The organism is Desulfosporosinus metallidurans (assembly GCF_001936615.1).
In the GTDB taxonomy this organism is placed as follows: domain Bacteria; phylum Bacillota; class Desulfitobacteriia; order Desulfitobacteriales; family Desulfitobacteriaceae; genus Desulfosporosinus; species Desulfosporosinus metallidurans.
The window spans coordinates 1-17437 of the sequence record NZ_MLBF01000048.1; the positions used below are offsets into that span (position 1 = coordinate 1).

The window sequence follows — 17437 nt, forward strand, 5'->3', positions numbered from 1 at the left end:
TTTTGGTAGAACAAGTGCAATACCTTTAAAGCCCAAAGCAAAAAATATTGTCTCCCAAAACGAAGAATCGAGTCCTTTTGGCAATTTTATTAAAGGAAGATTTTTTGTTGGTAAGGAACCTGTTTTGCATCGGAAGTGCTCCTGTTGCCCCGGTTGCTTCGTTGCTTCCCGTCGCACCAGTATAAGTATTGGTTACTGCACAGAAATAATACTAAAATAATAGCCCCTCTAAACGTTCAATAAACGTTCGGAAGGAACTTGTTTAACTACAAAAACTAATACTTGTCTAACCGTAATATTGAGTTTTTTATCATAATACACCAATGTATTTAAATAAGTTAAGGGAAACTACCGTAATTTGAATGTACCATTCTGTTGTTTCAGTTGAAGCTGCCTTAGAGTGTTGTTTATTTCAAGATATTTCTGAGGATTTAACTGGGCTGGCTCAGATTGTTTCAGCCCAGTTAAAGTTATTCAGTAGTTCTTATCATTCATGACCGGATTGGCTACCGGACATATGATTCTCACCCCTATTAGTATTATGATTCTCGTTAGAATTGTGATTAGTATTATAACCATTTCCGTTCATATTTGTGCTTTTACTCGTACTGGATGGTTGAGCACTTTGGCTCGGTTGCGTACTATGAATTTGCTGGTGTTGTTGGGGATTCATATTTGAATGTCCGTCATTGTAGTGATAATTGTTTTGTGCAGGGGTGACGGGCGCTGGAGTGACAGGTGGCGGAGTAACTGGTGCCGGGGTAACCGGTGCTGGGTTAACTGGTGCTGAGGTAACCGGTGCTGGGGTAACTGGTGCTTGGGTAACGTGTGCTTGGGTAACGTGTGCTTGGGTAACTGGTGCCGGGGTAACAGTTGCAACTGGGTCAGTTGCTGGGGTGACAGTTGTAGCCGGGTCAGTTACAGGGGGACTGGTTGTTACAGTTGCAGTAGTGCTAGGGTCCACAGACGTTCCTGATGTAGCAGCACTAACTGCTGCTACGGCTCCCATTATCAGCCCAAGAGACAATGTACTTACCATTAGCGTATTTTTTAAACTTTTCATTAAAGTCATCCTTCCTTAAACTAATTACTAAAATTCACAAATTAACTACAATGGCGCTGCTTTATTGAATAATCTTACATTCGATTCTTTTCCACTGACCACCCCCTGTCTTCACTGAGTTATTCGCAACAGTTTATTATTTTTTGAGGGTAGCTTATAAAAATAAATCATAAATTTCTTCTTTATCCAACATTGCGCCATCCTTTAATATGAAAGCTTCAAACGTCTCGTAAAATTCGTGCTCCACTTCTAAAATGCTTTTATACCTTTGCTCTACACCCATAAGCCTTTTTAAAAATAACAGTTCCTTTTGATGCAAATGCAATTCATCATACCAGGGACGTTTCTTGTCACCTTTGAATTCAAAAGAAGAGTAATACAGATGAAGAAGGAAATCTCCTAAAAATGCAAAGTCCATGTCTGCCCTGTATTTCTTGTTATTAATCCAGCGGGCAAGCCCAAAATCAACAAGGTTAACCTTTTGACCATCATACAATGTATTTGGCACCCTTATGTCTCTATGGACTATACTCTTTGAATGTAAGTACTTTAATATCTCGACAAGCTGGCTTCCTACTCTGTATATCTCTTCTCTTTCAAACACGTGCTTGTCAAAATAAATAATATCCTCGAAAGTTCTACCTTCCATGAATTCAAGTACATAGCCGCAGAAGTCCTCACGCTCAATCTTTCTAATTAACCGGGGAACGCTCTCATGCTGTAAGCTCTTTAAAATATCTTCCTCAAACTGGGCCTTTGCTCCTGCTTTCTCCAGCATTCCCCTTTTTAGTTGCTTGAGTATATACGTTTTCTGACCATGAGAAACCTGATAACAGATACCATACCGGCCTTCTCCAATTATTTTCTCAACGGTAAATTCAATTATCAGTTCCGAAGGCATAAGTATTTTATCATGTCTAAATAGGTTCAAGACCACGAGCTTTTACGGTGATGCCGGTTTGGATATTGCGCGTTGTGGCGGTTTGAGTAGGACTGTAAATGCCTTTTTGAACCTGTTAAGGCATCAAAGATTTTCCCAAGTATTCCTCCCATGCCATGTGGTCTTTTATAATGGCCACCGCCATGATTCTGATATGGGTAATGTCCTTTACTTCTTGATCTTGAAAAAAAACTCATACTGAATCCTCCTGTTAATCGTTATTTACCTACTTTGATAACCAGCTTAATTCTGTTGTAGCCTGCAAATGTGTAAGTTTAAGTTCTTTCTTCAGAAGTTTTTATCCTTTTATTATTTATAAAGGTAGCCACTCCCGGCAATAAAGAAATAACTATGATTGCAAATATTACAAGGGTAAAATTCTCTTTAACAGTAGGTATATTGCCAAAGAAGTACCCTCCAGCTATAAATAATGCTACCCAAATCACTGCTCCAATAATATTGTAGCTGATAAACCTCCAGTAGGTCATCCTTCCCATTCCAGCCACAAATGGAGCAAAGGTTCGGATTATCGGTATGAATCTGGCAATTATGATAGTCTTGCCCCCATGTGTCTCATAAAACTCATGGGTTCGCATGAGATATTCTTTTTTTAAAAACCGCACATTCTCTTTATGGAAAATCTTTGGGCCTATGCGCTTGCCAATATGATAGTTTACCGTATCACCCAGAATAGCCGCCAAAACCAATACAATTGTAATAGCTGCCAAATTCAGTTCACCGCTCGCTGACAAGGCACCAATTACGAAAATCATTGAATCTCCCGGCAGGAAAGGTGTAACAACCAACCCGGTTTCACAAAATACAATTACAAATAGAACTAGATATGTCCAAATACCATAATCTTTAGCCAGTTCAGTCAGGTTTTTATCGAGATTCATAACAAAATCAAACAGGTTCATTATTAAATCCATTGCACACTTCCTTTGTATTTTTCAAATAATTCTTCTAGTCATTGTCATCCTCCCAGTTTCAATTAACAAATAGAATCTACCATATATGCATTACATGAACGTAACGGATTTTTAACAATTTTGTTAAAATACCTTAAACGAGATTTTTAGCTTTGAAGCACCTTGCTTTTGGCTAATCCGTTTTCATTACGCGCATGGGTTTATTACAACAATTATTGTTACACCGCCATCGGCAAACACTGCTTCCCAATAGTGGCGATACCTTCAGCACCTAGAACAAGTACAATACCTTTAACGCCCAAAGCAAAAAATATGGTCTGCCAACGATGACTGGAGTCCTTTTGGCAACTTTAATAAAAGGAAGATTTTTTTGTTGGTAAGGAACCCTGTTTTGCTTATGCTTGCTATAATTTTCTTTGACTTAATACCTAAATCCTTTGAAAGTAGTAATATATACATAGCAACCATTGGTATTTTTATTGGACTCACCACTGCTACCTTACTTGATAGTGGTATCAGTCATCATAGTTTTGAAGGCCCATATAGTAAAAAACAGAGATATTTAAACGTAGCATTCTTCATTGCAGTAGGCATAGGAATACATAATATACCTGGAGGTATTGCGTTAGGTTCACTCCTAAATATCTCCTACACTAAAGGTATTCCGTTAACAATTGCATTATTGTTACACAGCATTCCTGAAGGGCTTGCTTTAGGAATTTATCTAAAAGGAAATGGTGCTAAAATATTAACAGTAATACTTCTCTCGCTATTTACTTCTATTCCACTGGGCATAGGTGCTTTTATAGGAGGAATTTTAAGTACAATGTCTCCAGTAATTACATCTGTTAGTTTATCATTTGCTGCTGGTATCATATTGTATACTATTTGCAAAGAAATACTCCCAGAATCCATTGGATTATGGAGGGGTAGATTGTCCGCTATTGGTACTGTATTAGGAATAGTAGTAGGAAGACTCTTTATTTCAATTATCCATTAAGTCACATGAACTACAGTTCAACACCTCAACATTTTTTGTAAGTCATATTTGCTTTTATTCATCAATTAAAAACAATATAGAATAGAGCCGTAGATACAACTCATACATTAATTTCAACAATTGATGTCAACAAAATAATTCTAGTATATAAGTAAATTTGTTATTCTAAACTACAATAATAGCAAATATAATAAATAATATGGTTGAAATGCCCACACCAATTAAACAATATGGTAGTTCAGATTTAATATGTTCCATTAAAGGAACTTCTGATATAGTAGATGATAATATAGCCGTTTCCCCAAGTGGTGATGCATTATCTCCAAGAGAACCTCCTGCCAAGACTGAACCTATAATAAGTGCTAAATTGGTATTAGTGGCTACTGCTATAGGTATAGCTATAGGCATAATAAGCGCCCACGTTCCCCAAGCTGAACCCATAAAATAGGAAATAACACAACCAAGTAAAAAAATCGATGCTGGTATTAAAAAATGAGGTACTTGATTTCCCATCGCTGAAGTTACGAACTCTGTAAACCCTAAATCCTGTACGATGCTTGAAAGTCCCCAACTTAAAGTTAAAACTATAATTGGTGGCATTATTTCATTCCCACCAGCCAGAAAATGACTTTCTATTTCACTCAGAGGTATTTTTTGAATAACATAGAAGACGGATGTAATCACCAGAGAAATGAGCGCAGACATAAAAATAGATTTTTCAAAATCTGCATTCATAATTGCTCCAGTTAAGCCAGTTCCCTTATCTTTACCAGTGAACCAGAAAAAGAAAAAGGTAGTTGCTATTAATAGTGTTAATGGCAAAATTAGATTTAAAGGACGTGGTTGCGCTTTTTCTTCAAATTCACATTGTTCATGTGCTTCATGGCCACCGTATTCAACTTCTTCACTTTCTGTATTTGGGTTAATGGTCTTGTTAAATCCAAAATTAAATATAATAACTATAATACTTATTAAAAGCATTGTTATTGCATATAAGTTATAAGGAATACTTTTTATAAATAATCCATATGCCGATTCATTTATTCCTGCTTTACTTAATGAAGAAGCGATTACTCCAACTATGTATCCAACATATGTAGTACCAAATGGTATAAGAACAATTAATAGACAAGATGTCACATTTAAAACAAATGCGAACTTCTTTTTGTTTCCGTTTGTCTTTTCAATTAGTGCTTTCCCAACTGTTCCTGATGCTATTACATGGAAACAACAATCTATAAAAGTAACTATACTTACAAGCCATATGGCTCCCAAAGCACCTTTTTCAGTTTTTACGAACTTATTCGATATTTCGGTGAAGCCCTTAATACCTCCTGAAACTTTCATTATTTCACCGAATGCTCCAAATACAAATAGAAACAGGATAATATATACACTCTCTTCAGTGGCGATTGATTTTACCAAATGCTCGGAAGATAGCATAACGCCTTGGATTATGTTACCACCTGCCAACATAATACCACCCGCTAAAATACCAACTATAAGTGACGAAATAATTCTTTTTGTAAGTATAGCAAGCACAATAACTATAACTGGAATAAATAATGAGATAAATCCATAATTCATATTAACATTCCTTTCCATATTATTTTCCGTTATAGTTTATCCTTAACGTAGAATATTATTTTAATAAGGCGAATTAAATACTTCTCATAAAGAAGAGATCCTGAATTATCAATGACCTCATTCTCTTTAGAAGTGTAAATTGAAGGTAACTGATTCTTTCCCGATAAACCAGACATAACAGAGTTAGTGTTTTCGCCCGAAATCTTAACGATCATTCAAATTTCATTTTCTAGTGATATCATCGAGCTGCTAGCTCCTTAATTGCTTGTGCAGCCAAGTCCTTGTAATACATCTGTTTAAAAGCCTCTGGGAGTCATATTTCCCAGTACCTGATGCCACGTTTTCTGTTATAGAAGAATTCTATGTACCAGAAAATATCCCGCCTTGCGTCCTCGCAGGTCTTGTAAACCTTGTATCTTAGCCTTTATGATTTGATAGTTGGTTACATAGGAAGTGATATAACAATACTAAATGATTTATCAAAGATTATTGGAGACCCGATTACTAATACCTGAGAAACACAACAAAGACTTAGTATCCACGCAAATTACAAAGATGTAATGGTTCCAATAGGGGCTTAGTTGTGACGCGTAGTAAATGCTCAGAACGTTAGAAGAAATGATAACCACGACCGGTTCCGGTCGTGGTTATCATTTCTTCTGAATATATTAGCAGCCACATCAACGTCAATTCAGCTGCCAATTTGGTGTCAATTCTCAATCAAAAAGGATTACTTATAGCACTGCTTGCCTGTTTTTACACCTCAAAAGGGTACGGGGTCGATTGATTCAGGATCCCTTCTTATTATGCTAATGGTCTGAAACCCGTATTTAGCAAAGGACTTTTATGCGCGTGATCTCTCCTGTATTGCTTACTAATTTTGGAATTTGCTCGGCTTAAAATAAGCGTAGAACGCACCCGTTAAATACGTCCAATATGCGAGCACTTGAACTAAATTCGGGCTGTCTGCATACCCAAAAACAGCTTTGAGCAGGCTTCCCATCGTCGATTCTTGATCCAATAGTCCCTTGGTACTCCAAACTTGTTCTATCCCTACTGGAATCATATGCAGTTCTTGAAATTCATGAATTCCTCCGGACAAGAGCCCTGCTGCCATGACAATAAGAAGCACACTCATCGCCGTAAAGAATGATTTAAGTGGAAGACGATGTGTTCCTCGATAAAGGATATATCCCAGAATAGCTGCCACGCCAAATCCCAATATACTACCACTTACGGTAGCAAGTGCCGATGTTTCCTGTGCAGTACCTACAATAAAAAGCACAGTCTCGATGCCTTCTCTGATTACAGAGACAAAGGCTAAAGAAGCTAATGTCCAGACTGAACCATGACTTAGAGCGACCTGTATCTGCCGTTTTAATTCTCCGCCGATATTTCCACCCTGTCGTTTCATCCAAATTGTCATCCACGTGAGCATAATGACGGCAACAATCTTAAGTGTTCCTTCCAAGACGGCTTGAAACCCTTCGACTTCCGACGTTCCAAGTACGAAAAAAATTCCCACCGCTACCAGTACACTGATCAATGCAGCCGTTCCTGCCCCAAGCCACACTTTTCCTGTTTCCTTCATCTGTCCTAATTGTTTAAGATATGCCAGGATAATAGCGAGAACAACCGCGATTTCGACCCCTTCCCGCAAGGTAATAATAAACACATTAAACATACTTTTCATCCTTTCTCATGTAGCTACATGATGGCGATTAACAATATCAAAATCATAACTCAGCTATTGGATCAAGAGGTCTAAGCTCACAATTCTTCTGGCGTTAGTGGCTCACTTTTTTCTTGACAATAGCATTTTAGCTTCAAGTTCCTGCAACAATCCCTCCAATGAAGTTCCACTACTGCTATGGCATCTGAAGACCGGTATCTTCTTTCTTTTTGCTTCTTTTACAGCTGTGTGAATCATTTGATGAGAGACTGTCGAAGTGAATAATACAATTCCATCGGGCGTTCCGATCACCTTTTCAAACCTAGCTGGCATCTGGGTATAGACCTTTACATAATGCCCGCGTTTGGAGCATATCCCCATATATTCGCTATGCATCCTATCATGGCCCCCAACAAGCACAATACTCATCGTATCCCTCCTTTTGCTGGAATTGTTCGATATAACTCTTCACACGTCCTAGTATGTTATTTACAACAATCAGACTTGCTTTGGGTGCAATTTCCACAGCAAGAGCTTTCACCTTTTCGCATGCGCACTATTGTCCGAACGACAATAAAAACTGTCACACCAACAATGACACCACCTATAATCCAATTAATCATTTCATCACCCTTTTTCGTTATTTATGTTCAACTAAAGCCCTTCATTTTACCTACCTGAAAGGCAAGGATTACCTACCATTCAGACAATCCTTATATGATATTCTACTGTAATAACGTCATCTAATGGTCGTGATGTACTTGTCAATCTGGCAGATATATGGATTATTTTAACGGTCGCTGGGAATCTATACTGGACAATTTCTTAGTAATTCCTACGTTGCTAAATTTATTTATTAGCTAAGCCCCCAGCCTATTAAATATCCAACTTGATATACTATAAGCGATATCAACCAGGCAACGCCACATTGATAACCTACAGTAAACAAGGTCCATTTCCACGAATTCAACTCTTTTTTCGCTGTTGATATGGCTGCTACACAAGGAGCATAAAGCAGGACAAAAACCATCATCGAATAGGCTGCCAAAGGTGTAAAATGAGCCTGTAGAGCTGTACTAAGTGCACCTGTCAATTCTGAACCCCCACTGTTTATATACAAGATGCCCAATGTGCTTACAACAGCCTCTTTGGCTATTAAACCAGTGAGTAAGGCAGCTCCCGCCTGCCAGTGAATTTCTGTAGTACCACGTACATAACCAAAACCATTAAATGCAAATATCGGCGAAATAGCACTTCCAATGATACCAAAAATACTCGTAGCAGAGTCATTGACCATGTGCAGCGAAAAATCAAATGACTGAAGAAACCAAATTATAACGGTCATTGCAAAGAGTATAGTACCCACCTTTATAACATAACCTTTAGCCTTTTCCCAAGTGTGTATCAATACTGCTTTTGCTGTAGGAATACGATATGGGGGAAGTTCCATAACGAAAGGAGCCGCCTCACCTTTAAATACCGTTTTATTTAAGATTAGGCACGATATCAGTGCAACAATTACCCCTAAGAAATATAAGCTGAAAACTATTGTACCTTGACTTTTTGCAAAAAACGCTCCTGCAAAGACAGCATAGACAGGTATTTTTGCGCTACAAGACATGTACGGCATAAGGGTAATGGCTATTCGTCTGCTTTTTTCATCCTCCAATGTACGTGTAGCCATTATAGCAGGAACTGAACAACCATAACTCATAAGCAAGGGTACAAAAGCTTTTCCCGAAAGTCCAAGACGTCTGAATAGCCTATCCATGACAAAGGCTACCCTTGCCATATAACCGCTATCCTCCAAAATCGAAAGGCACATAAATAATAATGCTACCTGTGGTAAATAAGATAAGACATTTCCCAAACCAGCGAAAATACCATTTATCACAAGACCTTTTATTAATTCAGATGCTCCAGCCAATTCAAGGAGCTTTGTCACGGCATCCGGTATAGTCCCTGTGACTAGATTTTGAAAAGGGTCTTTTAGCAAAGCCCCGATAGAACCCACCGATATCTGAAAAATAGTGAACATGATAAGGAAGAAGATAGGCATTCCCAATACACGGTTTGTGACTATGTTGTCAATCTTATCCGATAAAGATAGGGTGCCTTCTTGTCTTCCTTTCTTTACATGCTTTGATACAATTTTACTGATGTATCTGTATCGTAAATCTGCAATAACTGTTTCCAGCTCTTCCTCTGATCTTTTTTCCTCTTCAGTTATTATTTTGCTAATAGCAGCTTCTAACTGCTGGTTTAATTTCAGACCTTCCTTTATTTTATCGTCCTTTTCCAGTAGTTTTACTGCATGATGAAGAGTATCAGTATATCCATCTTTTTTTAAAGCATTACTAATGTTTGTTACTGAATCGAATATTTTAGTGCCTTCTAGGGCAGTTTTCTTTACAGATTCAGGTCTTTTAGCAAGTGTTATTGCTCTTTCCATAAGTTCTTTTATGCCATGACTTTTTGTAGCAGTTATAGGAACAATGGGTAAGCCCATTTGCTTTTCAAGATTCGCTATGTCAATTTCATCCCCGTGGGCTTTTACTTCGTCCATCATGTTAAGTGCGATTACCGTCGGAATTCCCAATTCTAATAGCTGAGTTGTCAAATAAAGGTTACGCTCTATATTGGAAGCATCTACTATATTGATGATTACATCGGGTTTTTCGTGTGCCAAATAATCACGAGCAACAACCTCTTCTGCTGTATAAGGGGAAAGTGAATATATCCCAGGCAAGTCAATGATCTTTACATCATCATTGCCTTTTCTATATTTGCCTTCTCTCCTTTCAACGGTAACCCCAGGCCAATTACCTACATGTGCAGTGCTCCCTGTCAAGTCATTAAAAAGCGTTGTTTTACCGCAGTTTGGATTGCCTGCTAACGCAAAACGATAGGCCATTCTCTTGCTCCTCATCTCTCACTTGAATTTTGTTACTTTGTTACAATGATTTGGTCAGCTTCGGCTTTTCTTAGACTAAGCTCATAGCTACGTAGATTTATCTGAACAGGGTCGCCGAGAGGAGCAACTTTTCGCATTGTTACCTTGACCCCTGGTGTTACCCCCATATCCATAAGCCTTCTACGGACTGGGGCACTGCCTCCTATGCTTGTTACGATTGCACTTTCATTAGGTTTTAGCTCTTTTAATGAGATTTCCATTAACAATCCTCCCTTATTTATTGGTATTGATATCCATTATCAATACCAGAGTAAAAAAAATGACTTTAATTGTTATTTACATTTTTCACAGCAATTGAGACCATTCCAAAACGCTCTCTCTGTTCATACCTGTACAAAAAGCTGATTCGCAATTCCCTTGTTCAAGGCTAATCTCGTCCCTTTTACAAGAACAATTAGATTCCCCTTAATTCTCGATATGACCGATATAGTTACACCCGGGATTATTCCAAGTGCTTCTAGAAACTTTTTGGTTGAGCCCTCAGCCTTACAATCAATAATTTTTGCTTCTCTACCTGAAGTCAGCATTGTTAAGGGCATTTTCTTCACTCCTTATCTAAAATTACTGAAATTGATAATCAATATCACTCTCTTATGGACCAATTCTAACATCTCTATTTAATTGCGTCAATGGAAACTTTTTATATTCAATTTATGTCTGCCTTAAATTCTTGGTCATAACGTTTCCCATTGTTTGACATGATTTTTGTCCCCCACAGTTGTTCATATAAATTTCCTTTATTGGCATATCGAAATCATTTGCCAGCAATAAATAATTTAGCTTTTTCAAATTTGGATCCGATAACCAACACCATTACAAGTTGGAGTCGGATGGCTGGCCTAACGTGTCTTCCATCGCGATCTGGTCCGATAACTAAGGTATGAAAAGCGATAGCTCCCCCTACAAGGAGCTATCGCTTACGTTTAATACTCGATTCCCTCCCGCGCCACTATCCCCTTTTCCATAGGATGTTTGCTGGCAGTTATTTCCGAGACATAATCAGCCAACTCGATCAGCTCTAATGGAGCATCCCGCCCTGTCAGAACGAGTTCCAGTTTTAGCGGCTTTATCTTAAGAATCTCGACTACTTCCTCCAGAGGCAGGAACCCGCAATTCACAGCGGCTATAATCTCGTCCATGATGATCAAATCCCATTCCCCGCTCATGACGGCCTCAATAGTATAGTTCAGACCAATCCGGATTTCTCCTTTTATTCCTTTCATTTCTTCATCTGTCATTCCCCAAGTGAATTTGTCATTTTCTTTGTATTGAAAGAGCTGAAAACACGGTCCTAGACTAGCAATGGTATTCATTTCACCCGTTAACCAACCTTTTAAAAACTGAACCATGAATACCTTAAGTCCCTGTCCATACGCCCTGATCCCCAATCCGACTGCTGCTGTCGTCTTCCCTTTCCCTGCACCAGTATAAATATGGATGAGCCCTTGTTTCATGCTTATTTCTCCTTTCCTTGTTAAATGTTATAAGCTTCAACCTTGTAACACTGCCTCACTCCAATGAATACGAACGGCAAAATCCTCGATCAAAATAATAACTAATCCAACTCACTTCCCCGCAGAAAGGTCATCTGGGTAACGAAAAAACCTCCCGACAGGAAATGTCAAGAGGTTCCAAAATAGCACCGGCTATGTTCGGTGAACACTTCACACACCCCCTATTCAAACGTAGAGTTCATGGTGTAGAAATACAGGCAGGTTTCCTGGCTTAAGCGTCATCACCCTCCTAACCTTCCCGGTTCCCCAGTGGTTTTCTAGGAGGATTCTTCTTTTACAGTGGCGTGACCGCGTGGGATTTTCACCCAACTTCTCTTTTAACCGTTCGTCATTCGTCATCGGAACATGAACGGCACCTGGATTGTCTATTAAATTACCTTAATCAATATGGAACTTTTCATGCAAAACAATGACATATTAACCTATTACTTTGCGTGTATGTTAGCTTCGCAGGTATTACCCCTAGTTTTAGTGTTCATGCCTGCGGTGAATGTCAGGTGTATAAGGATGTTTATGAGCGATTAGTTCTATACGCTTTCCGACTGCCTCTTCCAATGGTAAAGCAGCAGCGATTAGGGCTTTTAGAATTGGGGTAATATTTCCATTCTTTATTTTTATTACCTCTTGTCAGGAATGTTATCATCTACCCAATCCAGTAATTCCTTGACATTATTCACAGTCAAACCAGCATTCGTCTTAGCTTTTTTCACAAGGACTGTCTCGATTCCCAATTCTAAGGCAGCTGATATTTTCGTATCTGTCCCACCGGCAGACCCACTATCTCTGGTTAATAGAATATCTACTCCATAGAATTTAAATAGTGCATTGTTGATCTCTTTAGAAAATTGCCCCTGCATAGCTACGATATCCCTCGTTGAAATACCCATATCTCTACATTTTTGGACTAAGCGTCCTTCCGGAAGAACCCTAACAACTAAACGAGCATAGCGAGCAAAGGCACTTTGCACGATGCTTTCCAATTGGTGGCTTCCCGTCGTCACGAAAATCGTTACTATATGTCCTTTCGCTTTATGCATTGCACCGACTCGCTGTTCTAATTGGAGCAAAGCTTCCTCCCAAGTACCAACTGGATATATTAATAAGCTGTCTGGAATGACAGTCTCTGGTCTTTCTAACCTGAGATAAGGAATGCACCGCTGTTCACACCATTGGCGTAACGGGGCAAACTTTACAATGCTGGAAGGAGGGCTGGCATCAAGGATTAATGAAGGCGTCTTCAAGCTGGTCTTCTCTGTCCAGGTTTGCAAACGAATAAACTCAAGCCCTCTAATATCCAGACATTTACTAATCTCACGTGCTGCCGACGTTTCTCCCAAAAGCATGATCATTTTTGGTAACCTCCATAACCGTTTTAAAAATATGTGTGATTAAAATATAAATTCCTAATTTGTACGAGATATATAATAACTTTGTTCAGTATTATTAATGTGCATGTCTATGGTAAATGTCGGGAGCATGTTCATGGACATGTATTATAAATTCGTGTCCATGAACATGGGAGTGATGGCCATTTTTAGGTATTTCATTATCAGAATGGACGTGTGTATGGTGCGAGTCGTTGTGGTTATGCCTATGCTCGTGTTCCGTTGTTTCGTGTTCATGTAAATGTTCATGCTCTTCCTTGAACAAAAAGACTGCCCCAATAATCATGATAGGAAGAGCAAAGAAAAACAATGTGCCCTGGCTTTCTCTGAACAAGAGCAAAGATAGTACTGCTCCAACAAAAGGAGCCGTTCCGAACAAAGCACTTGTTCTAGCAGACCCTAGTTCTCTCATGGCTCGAATAAATAGTACGATACTCAGTCCGTAACTGAAATAGCCTAAGACCATTGCCATAAGAAGAAATTTGAACGAAGGTAACGGAAAACCCAAAATAATCGATAGAATTAAGGAGAATGTACCGGCACTTAATCCCTTGATTGCTACAATCGAGAGAGGGTCTTTGGCCGAAACATTTCGTGTGAAATTGTTGTCTATCCCCCAAAGTACGCAAGCACTAAGTACGCCAATGGCACCCAATGAAAAACCCCACTGCCCGGATGAATCCCATGAAAGCAATATGCTTGCCATAGTAATCAATAGTACTGCCATCCATATACGTTTCCCAACAGCCTCTTTGAATGCAACGACTGCAATTACGGTAGTAGCCACGCCCTCGAAATTCAGCAAAAGGGAAGTCGTAGAAGCTGGTGTATTTTTCAGGCCAAACATCAGCACTATGGGGGCAGCAATTCCGCCTACAAGTACAGCACCAATTATCCAGGGCCAATCATTTTTGGTAAGTCTTGCCTCATCCCTGAAACGGGTGTCTGAACTTTGGAAGTATCTCAGTAGAAAAAGCCCAATACCACTGCCAAGATATAGAAATGATGCCATTAGAGTTGGGGCAATTTCACCCAAAAGCAGTTTTGAAATCGGGGCACTTGCTCCAAACAAAGCAGCAGCAATTATGGCTTTTAGCATTGGGGCAATCTTTCTGTTCTTCATTTTTATTTCCTCTTGTCAAGTTTTAACACGCTGTATTGTTCTTTGCCGAAATGCTTCTAAACAAATCTTCCCTTGTTTTCGGCAAAGGAGTAGACGGAGGTAGCCATCCTTTTTGCACCAACTCACTATGCATTTCTATCAGCCATGGAAGTGCCAAATCAGCACGTTCCACAATCTCAGTGCGCATAAATAGTTCTCCGGGTTCCCCCTGCGCAATGATCGCTCCACTGTACATTATTGCTATCCGGTCTGACCAGGAGTAGGCTAAATCGACATCATGAGTCGATAGGATAATAGTTATACCCTCGATGCTCAACTTTTCTAGAAGCTGCATGAACTCCTGGGAGTGACGAGGATCCAACCCTGCTGTTGGTTCATCAAAAATAATTACTTCTGGTTCCATCGCCAGAACGCCTGCAATAGAAACCCGTTTTTTCTGACCATAACTTAACAAGTGAGTGGGCTTGTCTTCAAGGTCTGTGGTTTCTGTATCTGTCAGAGCTCGTTTAACTCTGTCAGCCACCTTCTCTTCCGAAAATCCGAGATTGAGCGGACCAAACGAGATATCCTGATAAACACTAGCGGAAAATAGCTGACTATCCGGATCTTGAAAGACGATTCCCACTTTCTTGCGTAATTCTATCAGAGCCTTATTTTTATAGGAAATATCTTGTCCCTGGTACTTTATTGAACCTGAACTAGGACGATAGATTCCGTTAAATTGCATAAATAAAGTGGATTTCCCCGCTCCGTTTGATCCCAAAATTGCTATTTTTTCTCCCTTTCGAACTTGCAAATTTATTTTGCGTAATGCATTTGTACCATCAGGATAAGAATATTCTAGATCAACCGCTTCAAGTATAACCTCTGGCAAATTCATCACCTCCCTAGTAAATTCAACAAAATCAAAGGAAGTTCAAGCCCAATTATAATAATGTAATTACTTAGGTTAACAGGATGCTTCTTTGTAAGCACCTTAATCTCTCCCGTGTAACACCGCGCTGCCATGGAATTGTAAAGTTCTTGGGATTTCACAAAAACTTTCCCTAAAAGAGCCGAGAAGAGCCGACTCAAAGAACGGTAAGAACTTTTCATGGATACATAACCTGAACGAGAAAGCTGGGCACGTCGAATAGTGGTGGCTGTTTCCATAAAGACAAAGATAAAACGATAAATTAGCAACATTAATTCGGTTATAATCACAGGAACCATCATTTTATTGAGTACTGTAATGAGTTCAGTCATTGGAGTAGTTAGGGCTAGAAAGTATAGACAGGAAACAGCTCCTAACGATCTTAGAAAGAGATGAACTGCGGTGATCAAATCTGGGTAACGTGTTCCTACGGTTACGCCATTAATGGTTTGAGCTAGCCAAAATCCTGAAGGGTTGGTCGAGATAGAAAAAGCGATCGTCAAAACGCTTATCAGGAGAAACGAAAGAGGAACTAGCATCAGCTTGACAAAAATTCGGGCTGGAATGCCTGCTTTGAAGATTATCCCTCCAGCCATCAAGGCTACGATGATAAGCGGGGTGATTACTGTAGGAGAAGTTAGACAGACTACCATAGTAATCATCGCAAAAAGAGACTTTTCCACCGGGTGAACTGTTTTTAGGTTATTACTATAGGCGTAACAATCAATGCTTGTCATGCTTGATCCTTCTTGCTTACACTGTGTTTACCCTTGGAATAACCTATATAATAGAAGAAAAATCCGCTTCCGATGGCTGCCTGCAGGGCAAACAAGAAAGTTTCGACTTCTCCGCTCGGCGGTTCATACAAAGGTTTAAACCAAGGTTTATAATTGGCATTAAGTGTGCTGATAGCGTTTTTTGCTCGATCATCCGCTCCGGCGAATTCGGCACCGCGTGTCATAAAAAGGGGACCAAAGGCTAGTACAGCTACAATTACCAGTAATATTCCATTCTTAGCAATCGGTTTCATGCTTTCACCCCCTGTTTTCGGGCAGGTAACTCTTTTCCAGTAAATACTCCTAAAAATTGCAGCTCTTTTTGACTGTAAGCACTAAGAATATTAATGACCAAAACGGTAAGGATACCTTCGCTTATGGCTAAGGGAAGCTGAGTGAACGCAAAGATGCCCATGAATTTTAGTGCGGAAGCCATCACTCCGCCTGAGGCCGCGGGAAAAGCCAGCCCCAACTGGAAAGATGTTGTAATATAGGTCATTAGATCCCCTAAAGTAGCTGATAGAAAAACTGATAGCCACAGGGGAGCCCCCAATTTCTTACAACTTTTATAGATAGCGTAAGAGACAAAAGGTCCCACAATCCCCATGGAAAACGTGTTTGCTCCTAGGGTAGTTATTCCACCATGAGCGATGAGAAGGGCTTGAAAGATTAAAACAATCATACCCAAGACGGTCATCGCTAAAGGTCCGAACAGAATGGTACCTAGACCTACGCCTGTCGGATGCGAACAACTACCGGTTACCGACGGAATTTTTAGGGCTGACAAAACGAAAGCAAAGGCTCCCGCCATACCGAGCAGCATCTTTAAACTGGGATGAAGAGTCACTGTTTTCTTAATGGAACGTACCCCAGCAATTACAAACGGAATCATAACAATCCACCAGAAGGCGGCCCAGTTAAAGGGCAAGAATCCTTCCATAATATGCATAGCATAAGCATTATTGGGAAAGACGATATAGATAGCCAAAACGTAGGCTATTAATAAACTGATCTTCTTAATCTTTCGTAGACCCATAATAGTTCTCGACTCCTTTTCATTTTTGGACGTTATGGAACAGCGGGCGCGTGTCCGGGAAAACCTTCTATTATTCAGTCTTAGATTTTATGATGTAAAAAAATAAAAACCCTTTACCACATAGAAGGGTAAAAAGTTTAACTGGTATCAGGTAACAACAGTAGTCCTGAAGACACAGATATCAACCTCCCTAACATTCCCGTAGGTAGTTTAGACTTAGAAATAAGCAGGTCTCCTGGCTCAAGATCTTCACCAACTCACGTCTTCCCGGATTTATCCCAGTGACATTATGTGAGTTAACTCCCTATTACAGTGGCGGGCGCCGCGTCAGCTTCAACTGACTTCCCTTTTCAATTCTTTCCCTCGGAAAAGAATCACTCATCCCTATATTTAATTGTCTTTCACTCTAACATAAAAAATTGCGTCTGTCTATTACCAAAATATATTTCAATATATTTCTGAGAATTTAACTGGGCAACCTCCGATTGTTGTAAAATCGCTTTTCTAATAGGGTTATGCTCA

20 protein-coding genes, 1 pseudogene and 2 riboswitches are annotated in these 17437 nt (G+C 39.5%); of the genes and pseudogenes, 3 read left to right on the forward strand and 18 right to left on the reverse strand.

From position 1 onward, the window contains the following. Positions 1-220, forward strand: a 220-nt coding sequence (locus tag DSOL_RS28470) for a hypothetical protein (protein WP_207649655.1), incomplete at its 5' end; no start/stop codon positions are given. A gap of 481 nt (positions 221-701) precedes the next feature. After that, entirely contained in the window at positions 702-1082 is a 381-nt protein-coding gene (locus DSOL_RS20335) for a hypothetical protein (RefSeq protein ID WP_075366620.1), read from the forward strand. 135 nt (positions 1083-1217) lie between these two features. On the opposite strand, the gene DSOL_RS20340 is transcribed toward DSOL_RS20335, so the two are convergent. The 3 genes from DSOL_RS20340 to DSOL_RS20345 form a co-directional block, all read right to left on the reverse strand. Next, the gene (locus tag DSOL_RS20340) at positions 1218-1964 is read right to left on the reverse strand and encodes a protein kinase family protein (RefSeq protein ID WP_075366621.1); all 747 of its coding nucleotides are present in this window, start codon (positions 1962-1964) and stop codon (positions 1218-1220) included. 26 nt (positions 1965-1990) lie between these two features. After that, a complete protein-coding gene (locus DSOL_RS27510; RefSeq protein WP_139314552.1) occupies positions 1991-2200 on the reverse strand; it encodes a hypothetical protein in 210 nt (69 codons plus the stop codon). A 78-nt stretch (positions 2201-2278) separates the two neighbouring features. Further along, complete coding sequence (locus DSOL_RS20345; RefSeq protein ID WP_075366622.1) at positions 2279-2935, reverse strand: DedA family protein; 657 nt, start codon at positions 2933-2935, stop codon at positions 2279-2281. Between the two features lie 370 nt (positions 2936-3305). Here DSOL_RS20345 and DSOL_RS20350 point away from each other — a divergent pair, with 370 nt between their 5' ends. Continuing rightward, positions 3306-3935 (forward strand): ZIP family metal transporter, encoded by a 630-nt coding sequence (locus DSOL_RS20350; RefSeq protein ID WP_170871580.1) that lies wholly within the window; start codon positions 3306-3308, stop codon positions 3933-3935. Positions 3936-4100: 165 nt separating this feature from the next. Here DSOL_RS20350 and DSOL_RS20355 read toward each other — a convergent pair whose 3' ends face one another. The 15 genes and pseudogenes from DSOL_RS20355 to DSOL_RS20425 all read right to left on the reverse strand — a co-directional run bounded on the left by DSOL_RS20355 (position 4101) and on the right by DSOL_RS20425 (position 16915). Then, entirely contained in the window at positions 4101-5522 is a 1422-nt protein-coding gene (locus DSOL_RS20355; protein WP_075366624.1) for a Na+/H+ antiporter NhaC family protein, read from the reverse strand. A 296-nt stretch (positions 5523-5818) separates the two neighbouring features. Beyond that, positions 5819-5946, reverse strand: a pseudogene (locus DSOL_RS27515) (IS3 family transposase); the annotation flags it as partial. 450 nt (positions 5947-6396) lie between these two features. Continuing rightward, positions 6397-7206 (reverse strand): FTR1 family iron permease, encoded by an 810-nt coding sequence (locus DSOL_RS20365; RefSeq protein ID WP_075366625.1) that lies wholly within the window; start codon positions 7204-7206, stop codon positions 6397-6399. Positions 7207-7317: 111 nt separating this feature from the next. Then, positions 7318-7623, reverse strand: coding sequence for a DUF2325 domain-containing protein (locus DSOL_RS20370; RefSeq protein ID WP_075366626.1), 306 nt, complete (start codon positions 7621-7623; stop codon positions 7318-7320). A gap of 56 nt (positions 7624-7679) precedes the next feature. Beyond that, positions 7680-7817, reverse strand: coding sequence for a FeoB-associated Cys-rich membrane protein (locus DSOL_RS30170; RefSeq protein WP_083642849.1), 138 nt, complete (start codon positions 7815-7817; stop codon positions 7680-7682). 233 nt (positions 7818-8050) lie between these two features. Then, the gene (gene feoB, locus DSOL_RS20380) at positions 8051-10108 is read right to left on the reverse strand and encodes a ferrous iron transport protein B (RefSeq protein WP_075366627.1); all 2058 of its coding nucleotides are present in this window, start codon (positions 10106-10108) and stop codon (positions 8051-8053) included. Positions 10109-10140: 32 nt separating this feature from the next. Further along, on the reverse strand, positions 10141-10368 hold the full coding sequence (locus DSOL_RS28145; protein ID WP_075366628.1) for a FeoA family protein: 228 nt from the start codon (positions 10366-10368) through the stop codon (positions 10141-10143). A gap of 123 nt (positions 10369-10491) precedes the next feature. After that, positions 10492-10707, reverse strand: coding sequence for a FeoA family protein (locus DSOL_RS20390; RefSeq protein WP_075366629.1), 216 nt, complete (start codon positions 10705-10707; stop codon positions 10492-10494). A gap of 384 nt (positions 10708-11091) precedes the next feature. Continuing rightward, the gene (locus tag DSOL_RS20395) at positions 11092-11622 is read right to left on the reverse strand and encodes a cob(I)yrinic acid a,c-diamide adenosyltransferase (RefSeq protein WP_075366630.1); all 531 of its coding nucleotides are present in this window, start codon (positions 11620-11622) and stop codon (positions 11092-11094) included. 239 nt (positions 11623-11861) lie between these two features. Then, positions 11862-12058, reverse strand: a riboswitch (cobalamin riboswitch). Positions 12059-12299: 241 nt separating this feature from the next. Then, the gene (locus DSOL_RS20400; protein WP_075366631.1) at positions 12300-13031 is read right to left on the reverse strand and encodes a precorrin-6A/cobalt-precorrin-6A reductase; all 732 of its coding nucleotides are present in this window, start codon (positions 13029-13031) and stop codon (positions 12300-12302) included. Between the two features lie 94 nt (positions 13032-13125). Further along, positions 13126-14190 carry a DMT family transporter gene (locus tag DSOL_RS20405; protein WP_075366632.1) on the reverse strand — a complete coding sequence of 355 codons (1065 nt, stop codon included), beginning with the start codon at positions 14188-14190 and terminating at the stop codon, positions 13126-13128. A gap of 22 nt (positions 14191-14212) precedes the next feature. Further along, positions 14213-15064 (reverse strand): energy-coupling factor ABC transporter ATP-binding protein, encoded by an 852-nt coding sequence (locus DSOL_RS20410; RefSeq protein WP_075366633.1) that lies wholly within the window; start codon positions 15062-15064, stop codon positions 14213-14215. Positions 15065-15069: 5 nt separating this feature from the next. Continuing rightward, positions 15070-15840 (reverse strand): cobalt ECF transporter T component CbiQ, encoded by a 771-nt coding sequence (gene cbiQ / locus DSOL_RS20415; RefSeq protein WP_075366634.1) that lies wholly within the window; start codon positions 15838-15840, stop codon positions 15070-15072. After that, positions 15837-16133 carry an energy-coupling factor ABC transporter substrate-binding protein gene (locus DSOL_RS20420; RefSeq protein WP_075366635.1) on the reverse strand — a complete coding sequence of 99 codons (297 nt, stop codon included), beginning with the start codon at positions 16131-16133 and terminating at the stop codon, positions 15837-15839. Before DSOL_RS20420 ends, cbiQ begins: the two co-directional genes overlap by 4 nt. Next, a complete protein-coding gene (locus tag DSOL_RS20425; RefSeq protein WP_139314554.1) occupies positions 16130-16915 on the reverse strand; it encodes an energy-coupling factor ABC transporter permease in 786 nt (261 codons plus the stop codon). Before DSOL_RS20425 ends, DSOL_RS20420 begins: the two co-directional genes overlap by 4 nt. Positions 16916-17123: 208 nt before the next feature. Continuing rightward, positions 17124-17312, reverse strand: a riboswitch (cobalamin riboswitch). Between the last annotated feature and the right edge of the window lie 125 nt (positions 17313-17437).

Coding starts and splice junctions, on each gene's coding strand:
- DSOL_RS20340 (WP_075366621.1), bottom strand. CDS start 1,964: ATGCCTTCGGAACTGATAATTGAATTTACCGTTGAGAAAATAATTGGA.
- DSOL_RS27510 (WP_139314552.1), bottom strand. CDS start 2,200: ATGAGTTTTTTTTCAAGATCAAGAAGTAAAGGACATTACCCATATCAG.
- DSOL_RS20345 (WP_075366622.1), bottom strand. CDS start 2,935: ATGGATTTAATAATGAACCTGTTTGATTTTGTTATGAATCTCGATAAA.
- DSOL_RS20355 (WP_075366624.1), bottom strand. CDS start 5,522: ATGAATTATGGATTTATCTCATTATTTATTCCAGTTATAGTTATTGTG.
- DSOL_RS20365 (WP_075366625.1), bottom strand. CDS start 7,206: ATGTTTAATGTGTTTATTATTACCTTGCGGGAAGGGGTCGAAATCGCG.
- DSOL_RS20370 (WP_075366626.1), bottom strand. CDS start 7,623: ATGAGTATTGTGCTTGTTGGGGGCCATGATAGGATGCATAGCGAATAT.
- DSOL_RS30170 (WP_083642849.1), bottom strand. CDS start 7,817: ATGATTAATTGGATTATAGGTGGTGTCATTGTTGGTGTGACAGTTTTT.
- feoB (WP_075366627.1), bottom strand. CDS start 10,108: ATGGCCTATCGTTTTGCGTTAGCAGGCAATCCAAACTGCGGTAAAACA.
- DSOL_RS28145 (WP_075366628.1), bottom strand. CDS start 10,368: ATGGAAATCTCATTAAAAGAGCTAAAACCTAATGAAAGTGCAATCGTA.
- DSOL_RS20390 (WP_075366629.1), bottom strand. CDS start 10,707: ATGCCCTTAACAATGCTGACTTCAGGTAGAGAAGCAAAAATTATTGAT.
- DSOL_RS20395 (WP_075366630.1), bottom strand. CDS start 11,622: ATGAAACAAGGGCTCATCCATATTTATACTGGTGCAGGGAAAGGGAAG.
- DSOL_RS20400 (WP_075366631.1), bottom strand. CDS start 13,031: ATGATCATGCTTTTGGGAGAAACGTCGGCAGCACGTGAGATTAGTAAA.
- DSOL_RS20405 (WP_075366632.1), bottom strand. CDS start 14,190: ATGAAGAACAGAAAGATTGCCCCAATGCTAAAAGCCATAATTGCTGCT.
- cbiQ (WP_075366634.1), bottom strand. CDS start 15,840: ATGACAAGCATTGATTGTTACGCCTATAGTAATAACCTAAAAACAGTT.
- DSOL_RS20420 (WP_075366635.1), bottom strand. CDS start 16,133: ATGAAACCGATTGCTAAGAATGGAATATTACTGGTAATTGTAGCTGTA.
- DSOL_RS20425 (WP_139314554.1), bottom strand. CDS start 16,915: ATGGGTCTACGAAAGATTAAGAAGATCAGTTTATTAATAGCCTACGTT.